The sequence below is a fragment of the Pleurocapsa sp. FMAR1 genome (assembly GCF_963665995.1).
Taxonomy (GTDB): Bacteria; Cyanobacteriota; Cyanobacteriia; order Cyanobacteriales; family Xenococcaceae; genus Waterburya.
In genome coordinates, this window is the sequence record NZ_OY762512.1 from 4,031,819 (window position 1) to 4,045,617 (window position 13,799).

Genomic DNA, 13,799 nt, shown 5'->3' on the forward strand with positions numbered 1-13,799 from the left:
ACCTATTGCCTAAAAAAGATATATATCAAAACTCTGCTTTGTTTTATGCCTACTTCTAATCGTGGCACTTTGATTATTGGGATATTTAGTGTTTTGCTGATCGGCATACTCGATTATTTGATTACTGTCGATATTTACCTGTCAATTTGTTATCTGATTCCAGTCTTGATTGTTACTAAGTATTTGGATGAGCAAGCAGGCATTTTATTATCAATTATCTGTACGCTTAGCTGGTACATAGCTGAGAAGGCAGCTAAAACAGACTTAAGTACTGTCATATTAATCTGGAATGCTCTTGTTAGATTGAGCGTATTTTTAATAGTGGTTCATTTAATGTCGGCTCTTAAAAATGCCTATGAACGAGAAAAAAATTTAGCTCGTGTTGATAGCTTGACCAAAATATATAATCGCCGTTGCTTTATAGAAATGCTGAATGCTGAAACCAAGAGAAGTATACGTAACGAGCGTTGCTTAACTCTGGTATATTTTGATGTAGATAATTTTAAGTCAGTTAACGATGTGTTTGGACACGCCAAAGGAGATAAATTATTATGTTTAATTGCTAATACAGTTACTCAATGTATTCGTGAAACTGATGTCTTTGCTCGTTTAGGAGGCGATGAGTTTGCTTTATTATTACCTGAAACAAATTATGAATCAACTCAGTTAGTTTTAAAACGTATACAACAAGAATTAATGATTAAGGTTAAAGAAAAATCATTCGACGTAAGCTTTAGTATTGGGGCTGTTACTTTTGTGAAATTATCAAATTCAGTTGATAAAATGCTTGAAAGAGCAGATAGTTTGATGTATCAAGTGAAAAATAATGGTAAAAATAGCATAAAACATGAACTATATAAAGGGTTACTTTAATATTTAAGCCTTCAAAAACAGCCTGTAACTATTAAGCCTTAAGCTCAAAGAATCTTGCGTCCGATTAAAATTTCTCTAACTTCTAACATTGCTGAATAAGTAGGAATAATATGCAAAGTGTCTTCTTTATCGGTATGTTTTAGAGCAGTAGTTATTGCCTCTTGTAAATTCTCTTTAACTAATAGTTGAAAATTTGTTTTATCGGCTTCAATTTCTTCTGAGCTATAAGCCAATCTTAATGCCATATCGTAAGTGCGATCGCCGCTGACAATTAGAGTCCCCCCTAGCTTAACCAACTCTTCGGTATCTACATCCCAAATCCAAGAGACATCAGTACCGTCGGGAATGCGATCGTTTAATACTAATAGTGTTACCTCAGATTTACCAGTCTTTTTAATGTTATTTACTGCCCTGATTGTTTCATTCATGCCGACAGGGTTTTTAGATAACATTATGCGAACCTGTTTGTTATCAATTTCTAGTTCTTCCGCGCGCCCAAAGGCAGCTTTAAAGTTCTCGATCGTACTAAAGATATGGTTAGTTTCAATGCCCATTTCTTTAGCAATCAAAGCTGCTGCCAAAGTGTTATATTTATTATAAACCCCGATTAAAATTTGCGGATATTCTTTACTGTCCAAAGACGTTTTGCTTTTCTCAAAACCACAGCTAGGACAACGATAATCTCCTAGATGAGAAAGATAAACTCCCTGATAGTCTAAAAGATGTCCACAGCTAGGACAATAGATTGAATCAACGGCGTGAGGAATCTCATCAAGATATAATTCTGGTTCGTTAAGTCCAAAATAAAGAACCTTTTGCTTGAGCTTTTGTCCTAGACCAGAAAGGCTGGGATCGTCTGCGTTTAAAACGATAGTTGTTGCTGGTAAGGGTGCGATCGCTTTAACCCAACGTTGAGCAATTGTATCTACTTCACCGTATCTATCTAGCTGATCGCGAAAGAGATTTAACGCCAGAATATACTTCGGCTGACAATCTTTCAAAATTAGGGGCAAAATGTTTTCGTCTACTTCTAAGATGGCGTAATCAGCAGAAAGTTTGCCAGTCATATTTGTGCTGTTTAACAAAGCAGTAATCAAGCCATTGAGAAGATTAGCACCGCTAGAATTATGAACTACTTTAAAACCGCGATCGCTTAAAATTTGCTTGAGTAACAAAGAGGTGGTAGTTTTACCATTTGTCCCTACTACTAAGATTACCCCGTTGCTTACCTGCTCAAATAATAGTGGCAGCAAGCGGGAATGAAGACGACGAGATATTTCTCCTGGTAGAACAGAAGCTGCACCCAAGCGCAGCGATCGCACCACTCCTGTAACAGTTTTTGCGACCCCTACAGCCAAACCCAAACGAACTCGATCCAATAGTTGCATGATCTGTTTTCTTGGCGAACATATATCTTGATAACCTATTTTGCCTAGATTTGGCAGGATTTAGTTAAGAATGTAATGGTTGCTAGCTAACAAAGATTCTTTGTGTGAATTTGTTCTAGAAGCTTAAGTTTGGGAATAATTGAATTTATAGCGCATATTGATTAAATACTTTTTTAATTAATTTAAGTTAATCAATATTTTTTAACTACTTAATTTAATTTATTTAATTTTATTAGAAGTAATGGATATTCACCAAGCAAGACAATTAGCCCAAGACGAAAGTACTGCACCAGAAAAGTTAAGAGAATTAGCTAATTCAACTGATTTAATTGTTCGTAAAAATATAGTAATCAATCCCAATATCCCTCCAGACGTATTGATAAAATTAGCTGCCGAATTTCCTAAGCAAGTATTTGATAATCCTGCGATTGATTTATTACTGCTAGAGACTCCCGATCTTTTTTCTGGTACATTAGCTAATGCTTTATGCAGTTTGTTAAAGCGAGTGGTATCGACAAGAATGATTGAATATGCTGCTAATTCTAGTGATAAAAGACTAAAGTTAGCTATTTTAATGAATCCTCAAACTCCTCAGGAGACTTTAAAAGAATTAGCAAAAAACAGAAACTATCAAGTACAAGAAGCAACTGAATTACATATTAATTCTACAAATCAAAATACAGCAGATAGCTACAAAGACTTTGTAAAAGCAAAAATACAGCAACAGCTCGTAGAAACCGATCAAAGCTATCAAAAAATAATTGGAGATGTCTGTGAAATAATAAAGTTATACGAATATCTACCAGCTATTTCTTATTATCAAAAATCTAGAACTAACCAGAAAAAATCCTATCCTCAAGTTACGCTTAAGGAAGTAGAAGAGTTAATGCGAGAAAAAAGATCGGTTTTGGATATTGCTAGTAATCCTCATATATCAATTGACATTATTAATAAATTGCTTGAGCATCATGATACTTATCAAATTGGTAGGCGTTTAGCTCTTAATCCTAGTACACCTAACGAAGTATTAGAAGAATTAGCTAGGTCTAACTATCATTATGGAGTTCATGAAGCAATTGTACTAAATAAAGATACTCCAGTATATATTCTAGAAATTATTCTAAATCATAGTAATGGTATGTGTGATTATGTTCATAAAGCATTAGGTAGAAACAATAAATTATCAGCTTGTCATCTTTTACAATTAGTAAACAAATCTTGGCATGCACGAGTTCCAGTATTTAATAACCCGAATACATCAGAATATTTGAGAGAAAAACTAATAGAAACCTTCAAAAAAGGATGGTATTCCCATCAATATAAACAATTTATTAATGCTACTTTTATAATACCTATATCTAAAGATTATCCTCAAGAATTTATCAATAATCTTTATGTGCCAGGAGAGTTTATTGAATTGTGTGTTGATGAAGCAGTTTTCGATTATAAATACAAACGCTCAGACCATAAAAAGAAGCAATCATTAAGTCTACAAATTTTAGCATTTCATCCTAACATAACTACAGACAGCTTAAAAAAATTGTTAGCTCATGAAAATGAATTAGTACGCAAAAGTGCCTCGTTAAATTGTAAGACTCCACAATACATTACTGAAGTTTGGGGAATGCCATTTTTAAAAACTTTAAATCAAAATGAGTTAAAGAGTCTTGCTAGCAATTTCTATGCAACGGAAGAACTTCTAAAGGAATTAGTGAATCATCAAGATATTACTGTTAGCAGAACAGCAGCCAGTAATCCCTGTGCATCAGATGAGATATTAGAAGAATGGGAAACATCTCCTTTTTATAAAGAGGGAGTTTTAGAACAAATAATGGCGGAGGAGCAAAGATTATTAGACCGATGGGAATCATCTATTTCTGCCTCCAACCGCTTAACAGTTTTATTAAACTTTGAAACTCCAGTATCTGTCTTAGCCAAAATTTCCCGCTCTTCATCTTGGTTGGAAAGATATGCTATAGCCCAAAATCCTAATACACCTTATCCCATTATTCAAAGATTAGCAGAAGATGGTAATCGAATAGTTCGCGCTGCTGCCAAGGCCAAACTCTAAAGAAAAAAATAGATCTTATTCTCATATTCTTTCTCTGCGTCTCTGCGCGAAATAAAACATGACACCAACCCAACTAAAAAACTACCTCAATCAACTTATTAGCCAAAACATCAAAATCAGTACTATGATTTGGGGTGCGCCAGGAATCGGAAAATCTAGTATTGTAGCTCAACTTGCCCAAGAACATGAGATCGATTTTGTTGACGTGCGCTTGTCTCAACTCGCACCTACCGACTTGCGGGGTTTACCTGTAGCCATAGATGGTATATCCAAATGGTATCCTCCTGAATTTCTTCCCAGAAAAGGTAAGGGAATCTTGTTTATGGATGAATTAAATATGGCACCTCCAGCTTTACAGGGAGTGGCGCAGCAGCTAATTTTAGATCGTCGGGTGGGTTCTTATATCGTTCCCGAAGATTGGTATGTTTGGGCTGCGGGAAATCGCAAAGAAGATCGCGCAGCCGTGTTTGATATGCCTACACCCTTGGCTAATCGATTCTTGCATTTACAGGTAGAAGCCGATTTTGACAGCTTTAAAGCTCATGCGCTGGAAAAGCAGGTACACGAACAGATAATTGCTTTTCTTTCCTTTCGTTCCACTCTCTTACACAAGCTCGATCCCCAGCAACCCGCTTGGTGTTCTCCTCGTTCCTGGGTAATGGCAAGCGATCTACATTATGCTGGCTTAGATATTGCTAGTGCGGTGGGAGAAGGCGCAGCAGCAGAATTCGCAGCTTATATCACCTTATACAAAACACTGCCCAACTTAGAACCTATTTTACAGGGAAATGGTAATGCGATCGCTTTTCCTGAAGAACCATCGGTAAGATATGCCACCACCACAGGTTTAACCGTTAGGGCTACCGATGCTAACCAGGCTTATAACGCTTTTAACTGGTTAAGTGAGAAAGCTACTGCCGAATGGGTACAGTTATTTGCCGTTGATATGTTCCGTCAGATGCGAAGTAGAGGACAAATGGGTGCATTGGCAAAGTTGGTTAAACAGGATAGCCAGTTACAGAAGTTTTTGAAAGATTTTCAAGAATTAGTTGGCTTTTAAAATTCTCCTGTCTTATTTGGCATTAACGCAACTTGGATATATAGCTACAGGTCGCTTCGCAAATAGGAATTATTCTCATTTGTGAAGCGACCTGCTTTAGTTTTAAGGTGATGCAGAAAAATGATTTATGGTAGTTCTTATGTATTTACTTTTGCGATCGCCTTGTCTAAAATCAAATATATTTGCTGTTTTGGGAACAATTAATACAGCAATAAAAGTTATATAGATATTGAAGATGAATATCGAAGAAATAAGAAAACAGGCGCAAAATGAAAATACTGCACCAGAAATACTGGCAGAATTAGCTAATAGCGAAGATAAATTAACTCGTCAATATGTAGCAAGCAATCCAAATACTTCTATCAAAGTTCTAGAAAGACTAGGTAAAGAGTTTTCTGAAGTAATTACGGATAATCCAATTTTTAATTTGCTTTTTTTAGAAAATCCTCATACTGAATTCATCAGAATATCTCTTGCTCGTAGTTCGACAACCTCAGCAGAAATTTTGGCTAGGTTAGCTGATTTAGAATATTATCATGAAGAACATATTGTAAGAGCAGTTGCCAGAAATCCCAACGTCCCCGTTCATGTTTTAGAAATGCTTGCTAATGATGAACACATATCTGTAAAAAATGCTGTTGTAAATAATAAAAATACACCAACTGAAATTTTTGATAAGCTATCAGCATATCTTTAAAATATGCTTGCGATCAGTAAAAAAATAAATCAGCAATTAACCAGTCAGAAAATAATCAGTGCATCGCTACTGCATTTGAGAATGCGATCGCCTTTTTTGTTAGCTTAAATTTATTTATCCAGTATTTAATTCTCTGGAAAGAAATTACTATCTAAAGTTTGCTTAACAGAATAAGGAGACTCTTGAGGAAAATTATTAACTCCCGTTTCTCTCATTGCATCTCTTTTACCTCGTTGATAAGCTTTAGTTAAAATAGTTTTGTCTTGTAATAAATTTTTTAGACTAGGAGTATCTTCAAGATAATCGCTAATATTATCTCTTTCTCTACTAATTGTATTGCTCCAGCTTTTACTTCTTTTATCTGGTTGATATTGCCACTTGAGTAAATGTTGATAGATAAGTCTTAGACTAGATATCAGCTTATTTTGCTCGCTTCTTCCCAAGCTTTCTATCTCCTCAATTAAATTTTCTAAATCTAAACGCTCGAAATCTTTAGCTTTCAATAATTGGCTAGTTTCTTGCAACCATAAGAGATAATCGGTTTGGTATAAATCTTTAATTGCGACTGTATCGATTTTCTGTTTACCGCGCATAATTTTCTTAGGTATGCCGAAATATTACTTTTGAGGGTAGTAGAAATATCTACCCAATCAATTTTTTAGAGGTAGTGTTTCTCTATAATTGAAATCCTTAAGATGATTTTGTGCCACAAATATAATTTAGCAAATATATGAATCAACCAATAACTAGTCAAAAAATAATCAGTGCGTCGTTGCTTCGTTTACGAATGCGTAGCAAACTACATTAATCAATTAAAATATAGTTAATCATCTCGATCCAAATCAGATTCAAGAATATCTTCTACATTTCTTGCTCCGTGAATTACCCTAATAATTTCTACTCCATCTTCAATCAACCGATAAAAAACTAAATAACTCTCAAATCCTTTAACTGCCTTTTGCCTAATATCTATTAATTCAGGACTATCAAATTTGCTAGATTTACCCAACTGAGGAAAATTACCTAGTTGAGCAAATGTGTTTTCTGCTGCTAATAGAAAATCATCCGAAATGTCCAAATTATTGTTGCCTATGTATGTAGCTAATTCAATTAAATCATTGATAACGATAGGACGTTTGAGAACTTTGCCCATTATTGTTTTTGCTCGATTTTAGCTTTGACAACAGCGCGAATTTCCGCCCAGTCATTTTCTGTAATCGGGGTTGCTTCCCCAGAGTTTAAGCCTTCCAATAAAAGAGATTCTAATCTATTTTGTTCTTTGCGATCGCGATCGCGACGAATCAAGTCTCTCATGTATTCACTTACTGTACCGTAATCACCATTTTTAATTTGCTCTTCTACATAAGCACGCATGGACTCAGGTAGAGAAATATTCATACTTTTCATTGGTTTATAATCAAATTATTAGTCAATGCTATTTTATGCCATTTTATGCCATTAATTTAGTAAATAAATATATGAATCAACCAATAACTAGTCAAAAAATAATCAGTGCGTCGTTGCTTCGTTTACGAATGCGATCGCCTTTTTTTGCTACCTTAGCTTTATTCGCCAAATTTATACCAACTCCCGATATTCCTACTGCTGCAACTGACGGCAAAGATATCTTTTTTAATCCCGACTTTTTACAGTCTCTTAGCGCACCTCAACAAGATGGCATACTATTACACGAAGTTCTACACGCAGCGTTGCTTCATTTTCTACGCAGAGGAGTAAGAGAAAAAGAAACCTGGAATATAGCGGCTGATATTGTGGTTAATGGCATAATATGCCAACAAGGTTGTTTTGAATTGCCAGAAGGAGGTATTCGCGATCCTAAATTGGAACATCTTAGCGTGGAAGAAATTTATGAGCTATTGCCACAACAAGATTGTTCACATTGTTTGAGTATTCTCGATCTATTGGACAATGCGCCAGCAGGTAATGCCGACGAAAAAAGGCTGGCATCTCCAGGGCAAATAAGCAGTAAATTTGATAGCCTCTCGGAAGCTAAAAAAGCAGAATTAGAATCCCACTGGCAGAATGCGATGCAGCAAGCAACAGTAATTGCCCGCACTTCTAATCAGGGAAATTTACCCGCAGGAATGATCAAGGAATTAGGCGCATTAGATCGATCGCAGCTAGACTGGCGCAGTTATTTATGGCGATATTTAGTCAAAACACCTACAGATTATACAGAATTTGATCGTCGTTTTATTGGTCGAGGTTTATATCTAGAAACTTTACAGGGAGAATCGGTAAAAGTATATGTAGCAGTAGATACTAGCGGTTCGATTGACGAGCAACTACTGAAAATGTTCTTGAGTGAGGTCAAGGGGATTTTAAATTCCTATCCTCATTTAGAATGCGAACTTTATTATGCTGATGCAGATGTTTATGGTGCTTACGAATTAAATCCCGATAGCGATATTCCCCAACCCCAGGGAGGCGGAGGAACGTCTTTTGTCCCCTTTTTCAGTAAAGTTAGTCATGGCTGGGATGGAATGACAACCGCAGTCTGCGTTTATCTTACGGATGGTTACGGTACATTTCCCGATACTGCCCCAGAATTACCCGTTTTGTGGGTAGTGACTCCTGGTGGCTTAGATTTATCCCAGTTTCCTTTTGGTGAAACCGTTAGACTATTATCAATTTAATCATTCTTTACTGCAATATTACAACAGTTAGAGCAGTTTGATTTATGAACTATCGATATTAACTAAGCTACATAATCAAGACTTACGCAGTGAAGAAAAATCAAGGTTTTAGCAAGGACAAAGGGAAAAATAAATCCTTTAACCCTTACCCTTTAACCTTTTCCCAGTCTCAACCTAAAATTGAGTGCCTAAGTCCTAATAATCTATCTTGTTTGTGATTTCATATTTAATTCTGTTTACCTACTCAATCGAGTTGATGCCAAAATTAAAACTGCTGTGAAATTTAGCTACACTGACGGCTATGGCGTAATTTAACCAACTTTTTTAAAGACTATGCAACAAATATTAAATATTTTTAGTTTAATTCCTGGTTATTTAATAATTTTGGCGATTTTTCTGGTAATATTGCCTACTATTTTGGCGATATTATTACGTTATTCTTTATACCGACATTTAAAGCATTTAGCAGGGAGAAGTCGGCAACTATTAGGAGGAATGAAGTTAGAATCCACTCCTAAAATTATTAGCAAATTAGAACAGAGGTTTATAGATACTAATCTCAATCCCGATCAAATTAATACAGCCTCGGTAATTGAAGGAATCTATAGTCAAGAAAAATTTTATTTTTTGGGTATGTCTTTAGAATGCGAGTTTATTGATAGTTTGTGTCGTATTCTACCTAATTTGCTGCTGTCTTTTGGGCTATTAGGAACTTTTTTAGGTATTACATTTAACTTGTCTAGTTTAAGTCAGACAATTACCCAGATTAATATTAATGATGTAAGAAACTTGGTCGAACAATTAAACCAGCCTTTACAGGGTATGGGGGTAGCATTCACTACCAGTTTAATTGCGATCGCCTGTAGTTCTCTTTTGACAGTTTTGAACTTACTGTGGAATACCAATATTGTTAAAGCAGGTTTACTCAGCCATCTCGAAGACTACATCGATAATATCTATTTACCCACAATACAGCCTGTAAGTTCTCTAGAAGAAGCGATCTCTCAATTTAGACAGGACTTTGATGGCATGGTGTATAAACTAGGAAACACAATTGAAGCATCCATGACGAGAGCTTTTAGCCGCATCGAAAATAGCGCAGCCACCTTTGAACACGCAGCCAACACTTTTGATAATAGTCGCTTTCCTGAAAAACTTGATTCAGCTACTAGTAATTTGGCGATCGCTCAAAATCAATTTTCTCAATCTTCTCTGGTATTGCAAAAGTCTACCCTCTCTTTCGATCATAATTTAGACTCTATGCAAAAACTGACTAAAAAGTTTTTGGAATTAAATCAGCAGGTAAGCAATATTAATCAGCAATATTCCAGTTTGATTGACCTCAATAAGCAGAAAAATTTTATTGAACAATCAGGTTTAAAAGAAATTCAACTAGAACTATCAAGACTGATTAATAAAATTCAAACCCCATAGCAAGTAATAGGTAACGCTACTTTCGGGTTACGAACATGAAATAGTTGAGCTGTAACCTCTAACCTATAACCAAAAAGCTTTTGAAAGATTTGTTAATTTTCCCAACCTAAAATTTCATCATTGAAGAACGGTTTTTAAATTACCTCTCTTTGCAATAGCTCTACTCTTCCAGGCGAATCTTATCCCGAACTCACGTTAGGTAATAAACAGTTGTATGAATAAAAAACGAAAAATACGTAGTTATGAAGCCACAGAAAGCCTCAACGTGTGGCCCTCTTTTACAGACTTGATGGCTAATGCTTTTATGATTATTAGCCTGTTTCTTTTGTTGGCTTTATTCAAGTCTTTGTTTCTCAAATATACTGCCCAAGAAACAAAGCAAAACCTGAGTGATACTGAAAGACAGGTGCGTTTACTTCAAAGAGAAATTGCTACTTTAGAAAATGAACTAGGAGAAAGCACTTCTAACGTGCGCCAGCTTAAAAAAGCTTCTTCTGAACTGCAAAGACTATTACTCAGTAGCAACGAAAAAAAAAGACTATTACTCAGTAGCAACGAACAAAGTCGTAATCGTGCAGATATTTTACAATCAGAAATAAAGCGTTTAAAATCTGCGCCTCCTGTAGTGGTAATTCAAGACTCTGGGGGATACCAGTTTGACTCTGGTAGTGCGAGTCTACCGCAAGAATTAAAAAGCTACATCACCAAAGATCTTGTCAATCGCATTGAAAAAATTAGCCAACAGCGCAACCTCTACGTTGTCGAAATTATCGGGCATACTGATGGTCAAGTAAACTCTGGTGGGGGCAATTTAGATCAGCAGCTAGAAAAAGTAGCTCAGGGAAAACAGTCTGTAGACAGTCTTAAACCTGGATCTAACGCCGATTTGGGCTTAATGCGCGCCTTAGAGGTAGTCAAAGAACTCCAGAAGGTACAAGAACAAACAGGAAAACTTAAAGGAGTCCAGTTTCACGCCTATTCAGCAGCCCAAATACAGCTTCCCAACGGGAATTTTGCCCAAGTCAATCGGCAAAGCGATCCCAACCGCCGTAGAATTGAAATTCGCTTCTCACCACTAGGAAAAGCAGAAACTGTTCAGTAAATTTTTTAGTTAAACTAGGATAATTTAGAGAAGCAAGCTGAGTAAAACTTTATATTCCTCATCTCAATAATTTCAGAGATGGTAATTTTGTTTCAATACAAAATTAAACATTACTCGTTACTCGTTACTCGCTAGAAATCTCTACTGTTGCTATTTGAAATTACTATATCCCTCATCCCTTTAAAGATGCTCGATCCTAAAATTCCTGCTGGTAGACTAGAAGACAAATGGGACAATTATAAAGATCACTGCAAGTTAGTTAGTCCTGCTAATAAGAAAAAGCATACGATTTTAATTATCGGCACAGGTTTGGCGGGTGCATCGGCTGCTGCTACACTGGCGGAATTGGGTTATAACGTCAAAAGTTTTTGCATTCAAGATTCTCCTCGTCGCGCCCACAGCATAGCGGCACAAGGGGGCATTAACGGTGCCAAGAATTATCCTAATGACGGGGATACGGTATGGCGATTGTTTTACGACACCATTAAAGGAGGCGACTATCGTTCTCGTGAAGCAAATGTGCATCGCTTGGCGCAAATTAGTAATCAGATTATCGATCAATGTGTGGCTCAAGGCGTTCCCTTTGCCAGAGAATACGGAGGGCTGTTAGGGAATCGTTCTTTTGGAGGGGCGCAGGTATCTCGTACCTTTTATGCCAAAGGACAAACGGGACAGCAGTTATTGTTGGGGGCATATAGTGCCATGTCTCGTCAAATTGCCGAGGGCAAAATTGAGATGTTTTCCCGTCGAGAAATGTTGGATTTAGTTTTAGTTGAGGGGAAAGCACGAGGCATTATTGTTCGCAATTTAATTACGGGAGAAATAGAACGTTACGCAGGGGATGCAGTATTACTTTGTACTGGAGGCTACAGCAACGTCTTTTATCTTTCTACTAATGCCCGTAACTCTAACGTTACTGCTGCTTGGCGATGCTATAAACGAGGGGCTTTGTTTGCCAATCCCTGCTACACTCAGATTCATCCTACCTGCATCCCTGTGACGGGAGGATACCAGTCGAAGTTAACCTTGATGAGTGAGGGGTTGCGGAATGATGGCAGAGTATGGATACCAAAACAACCAGGAGATCAGCGTCATCCTAGTCAAATTCCTGAAGCGGAAAGAGATTATTATCTGGAAACTAAATATCCCAGCTTTGGTAATCTTGTTCCGCGTGACGTGGCTTCACGGAATGCCAAACAGATTACAGATGAAGGTAGGGGAGTTGGGGAAACAGGACTAGCGGTTTATTTAGACTTTCGAGATGCCATTAAAAATTTGGGCAAAGAAATAATTAGCGATCGCTATGATAATCTATTTCAAATGTACCAAAGGATCACAGGCGAAAATCCCTATGAAGTACCGATGCGTATTTATCCTGCCGTACACTACATCATGGGTGGCTTGTGGGTAGACTATAACTTAATGAGTACTATTCCTGGTTTACACGTCTTAGGAGAAGCAAATTTTTCCGATCACGGGGCAAATCGCCTGGGCGCAAGTGCCTTAATGCAGGGGTTAGCCGATGGTTATTTTGTCATTCCCTACACTTTAGGCAACTATATCGCTACCGCCGATTTACCATCTGTAGAAACTACCCACTCTGCTTTTGAGGAGGCAGAAGCCACGGTAAGGTCTAAAGTAAGTAAATTACTGAGTATTAAGGGAAATAAAACCGTGACTGAGTTTCATCGCCAGCTAGGTCATATTCTTTGGGACTGTGTGGGAATGTCGCGCGATCGAGCAGGTTTAGAAAAAGCGATCGCCTCGATTTCAGACTTGAGACAAGAATACTGGCAAAACGTGATTATTCCAGGAGATATTCACACTTTTAATAAAAATTTAGAATTTGCGGGTAGAGTCGCCGACTTTTTGGAATTAGGTGAACTTATGGCGCGGGATGCCCTGGCTAGAGAAGAATCCTGTGGCGCACACTTTCGCGTTGAATGCCAAACAACAGAAGGCGAGGCACAACGTAATGATGAGCAGTTTGCTTATGTTGCAGCTTGGCAATACAAAGGCGATGAAAAGACTCCAGAGTTACATACAGAACAGTTGGAGTTTGACAATGTGGAATTAACCCAACGTAGTTATAAGTAATACTGTTTATCAAAAATAGCTGGATAGATCGAGATTTTTTGTTCATCAAGATTAATCTTACTAATGTCTTATTTATTCTGACCTCTGACCTCTGACCTCTGACCTCCGACCTCTGACCTCCGACCTCTGACCGCTGACCTCTGACCTTTACTAAATTGTTACTTTCGAGAATTAATATAAGCTATTTGGTAAGCGATTATTGGCTGAACGTGAGCGAAAAAACGTGCCCAGATGGCAATAAATGAAATTAAAAGAAATTATTACAAATCACATCATTTTTTAACTGATGCTTTTTTTTGTAGCATAATTTTTCTTTTACTGGTAGTATAATTTCAAATTCCATTGTTTAATGCAAAGATCATTCATATTAGGCAAAATTAAATATTAGTTAAATAAGTAGGCAGAATTGAATATAAAACC

The 13,799-nt window shown here is 36.9% G+C and carries 12 protein-coding genes; 8 read left to right on the forward strand and 4 right to left on the reverse strand.

Annotation, left to right across the window (positions count from 1 at the left end):
* Window positions 1–45 precede the first annotated feature (45 nt).
* Window positions 46–873, forward strand: a complete 828-nt coding sequence (locus tag SLP02_RS19735; RefSeq protein WP_319422428.1) for a GGDEF domain-containing protein — start codon at window positions 46–48, stop codon at window positions 871–873.
* A 44-nt stretch (window positions 874–917) separates the two neighbouring features.
* Here SLP02_RS19735 and SLP02_RS19740 read toward each other — a convergent pair whose 3' ends face one another.
* Complete coding sequence (locus SLP02_RS19740) at window positions 918–2,261, reverse strand: Mur ligase family protein (protein WP_319422429.1); 1,344 nt, start codon at window positions 2,259–2,261, stop codon at window positions 918–920.
* Between the two features lie 241 nt (window positions 2,262–2,502).
* Between SLP02_RS19740 and SLP02_RS19745 the strand changes: the two genes are divergently transcribed.
* The 3 genes from SLP02_RS19745 (at window position 2,503) to SLP02_RS19755 (ending at window position 6,089) form a co-directional block, all read left to right on the forward strand.
* A complete protein-coding gene (locus tag SLP02_RS19745) occupies window positions 2,503–4,332 on the forward strand; it encodes a hypothetical protein (RefSeq protein ID WP_319422430.1) in 1,830 nt (609 codons plus the stop codon).
* Between the two features lie 58 nt (window positions 4,333–4,390).
* Window positions 4,391–5,392, forward strand: coding sequence for an ATP-binding protein (locus SLP02_RS19750; RefSeq protein WP_319422431.1), 1,002 nt, complete (start codon window positions 4,391–4,393; stop codon window positions 5,390–5,392).
* Window positions 5,393–5,627: 235 nt separating this feature from the next.
* A complete protein-coding gene (locus tag SLP02_RS19755) occupies window positions 5,628–6,089 on the forward strand; it encodes a hypothetical protein (RefSeq protein WP_319422432.1) in 462 nt (153 codons plus the stop codon).
* A gap of 125 nt (window positions 6,090–6,214) precedes the next feature.
* Here SLP02_RS19755 and SLP02_RS19760 read toward each other — a convergent pair whose 3' ends face one another.
* From SLP02_RS19760 to SLP02_RS19770, 3 genes are all read right to left on the reverse strand, one after another.
* Entirely contained in the window at window positions 6,215–6,682 is a 468-nt protein-coding gene (locus SLP02_RS19760; protein ID WP_319422433.1) for a DUF29 domain-containing protein, read from the reverse strand.
* A gap of 230 nt (window positions 6,683–6,912) precedes the next feature.
* Window positions 6,913–7,242 carry a type II toxin-antitoxin system RelE/ParE family toxin gene (locus tag SLP02_RS19765; RefSeq protein ID WP_319422434.1) on the reverse strand — a complete coding sequence of 110 codons (330 nt, stop codon included), beginning with the start codon at window positions 7,240–7,242 and terminating at the stop codon, window positions 6,913–6,915.
* A complete protein-coding gene (locus tag SLP02_RS19770; RefSeq protein WP_319422435.1) occupies window positions 7,242–7,487 on the reverse strand; it encodes a type II toxin-antitoxin system ParD family antitoxin in 246 nt (81 codons plus the stop codon). The genes SLP02_RS19765 and SLP02_RS19770 overlap by 1 nt, the downstream gene beginning before the upstream one ends.
* A gap of 80 nt (window positions 7,488–7,567) precedes the next feature.
* Between SLP02_RS19770 and SLP02_RS19775 the strand changes: the two genes are divergently transcribed.
* The 4 genes from SLP02_RS19775 (at window position 7,568) to SLP02_RS19790 (ending at window position 13,379) form a co-directional block, all read left to right on the forward strand.
* Window positions 7,568–8,746, forward strand: a complete 1,179-nt coding sequence (locus tag SLP02_RS19775; protein ID WP_319422436.1) for a vWA domain-containing protein — start codon at window positions 7,568–7,570, stop codon at window positions 8,744–8,746.
* 333 nt (window positions 8,747–9,079) lie between these two features.
* Entirely contained in the window at window positions 9,080–10,180 is a 1,101-nt protein-coding gene (locus SLP02_RS19780) for a methyl-accepting chemotaxis protein (RefSeq protein WP_319422437.1), read from the forward strand.
* Window positions 10,181–10,394: 214 nt separating this feature from the next.
* Window positions 10,395–11,282, forward strand: a complete 888-nt coding sequence (locus SLP02_RS19785; RefSeq protein ID WP_319422438.1) for a flagellar motor protein — start codon at window positions 10,395–10,397, stop codon at window positions 11,280–11,282.
* A 186-nt stretch (window positions 11,283–11,468) separates the two neighbouring features.
* On the forward strand, window positions 11,469–13,379 hold the full coding sequence (locus SLP02_RS19790; protein ID WP_319422439.1) for a fumarate reductase/succinate dehydrogenase flavoprotein subunit: 1,911 nt from the start codon (window positions 11,469–11,471) through the stop codon (window positions 13,377–13,379).
* Window positions 13,380–13,799: the final 420 nt, after the last annotated feature.

What these genes read in the sequence shown, in the direction of transcription:
- SLP02_RS19790 (WP_319422439.1), top strand. Translation starts at nt 11,469, where the DNA reads ATGCTCGATCCTAAAATTCCTGCTGGTAGACTAGAAGACAAATGGGAC.
- SLP02_RS19750 (WP_319422431.1), top strand. Translation starts at nt 4,391, where the DNA reads ATGACACCAACCCAACTAAAAAACTACCTCAATCAACTTATTAGCCAA.
- SLP02_RS19785 (WP_319422438.1), top strand. Translation starts at nt 10,395, where the DNA reads ATGAATAAAAAACGAAAAATACGTAGTTATGAAGCCACAGAAAGCCTC.
- SLP02_RS19775 (WP_319422436.1), top strand. Translation starts at nt 7,568, where the DNA reads ATGAATCAACCAATAACTAGTCAAAAAATAATCAGTGCGTCGTTGCTT.
- SLP02_RS19755 (WP_319422432.1), top strand. Translation starts at nt 5,628, where the DNA reads ATGAATATCGAAGAAATAAGAAAACAGGCGCAAAATGAAAATACTGCA.
- SLP02_RS19760 (WP_319422433.1), bottom strand. Translation starts at nt 6,682, where the DNA reads ATGCGCGGTAAACAGAAAATCGATACAGTCGCAATTAAAGATTTATAC.
- SLP02_RS19735 (WP_319422428.1), top strand. Translation starts at nt 46, where the DNA reads ATGCCTACTTCTAATCGTGGCACTTTGATTATTGGGATATTTAGTGTT.
- SLP02_RS19780 (WP_319422437.1), top strand. Translation starts at nt 9,080, where the DNA reads ATGCAACAAATATTAAATATTTTTAGTTTAATTCCTGGTTATTTAATA.
- SLP02_RS19745 (WP_319422430.1), top strand. Translation starts at nt 2,503, where the DNA reads ATGGATATTCACCAAGCAAGACAATTAGCCCAAGACGAAAGTACTGCA.
- SLP02_RS19740 (WP_319422429.1), bottom strand. Translation starts at nt 2,261, where the DNA reads ATGCAACTATTGGATCGAGTTCGTTTGGGTTTGGCTGTAGGGGTCGCA.
- SLP02_RS19770 (WP_319422435.1), bottom strand. Translation starts at nt 7,487, where the DNA reads ATGAATATTTCTCTACCTGAGTCCATGCGTGCTTATGTAGAAGAGCAA.
- SLP02_RS19765 (WP_319422434.1), bottom strand. Translation starts at nt 7,242, where the DNA reads ATGGGCAAAGTTCTCAAACGTCCTATCGTTATCAATGATTTAATTGAA.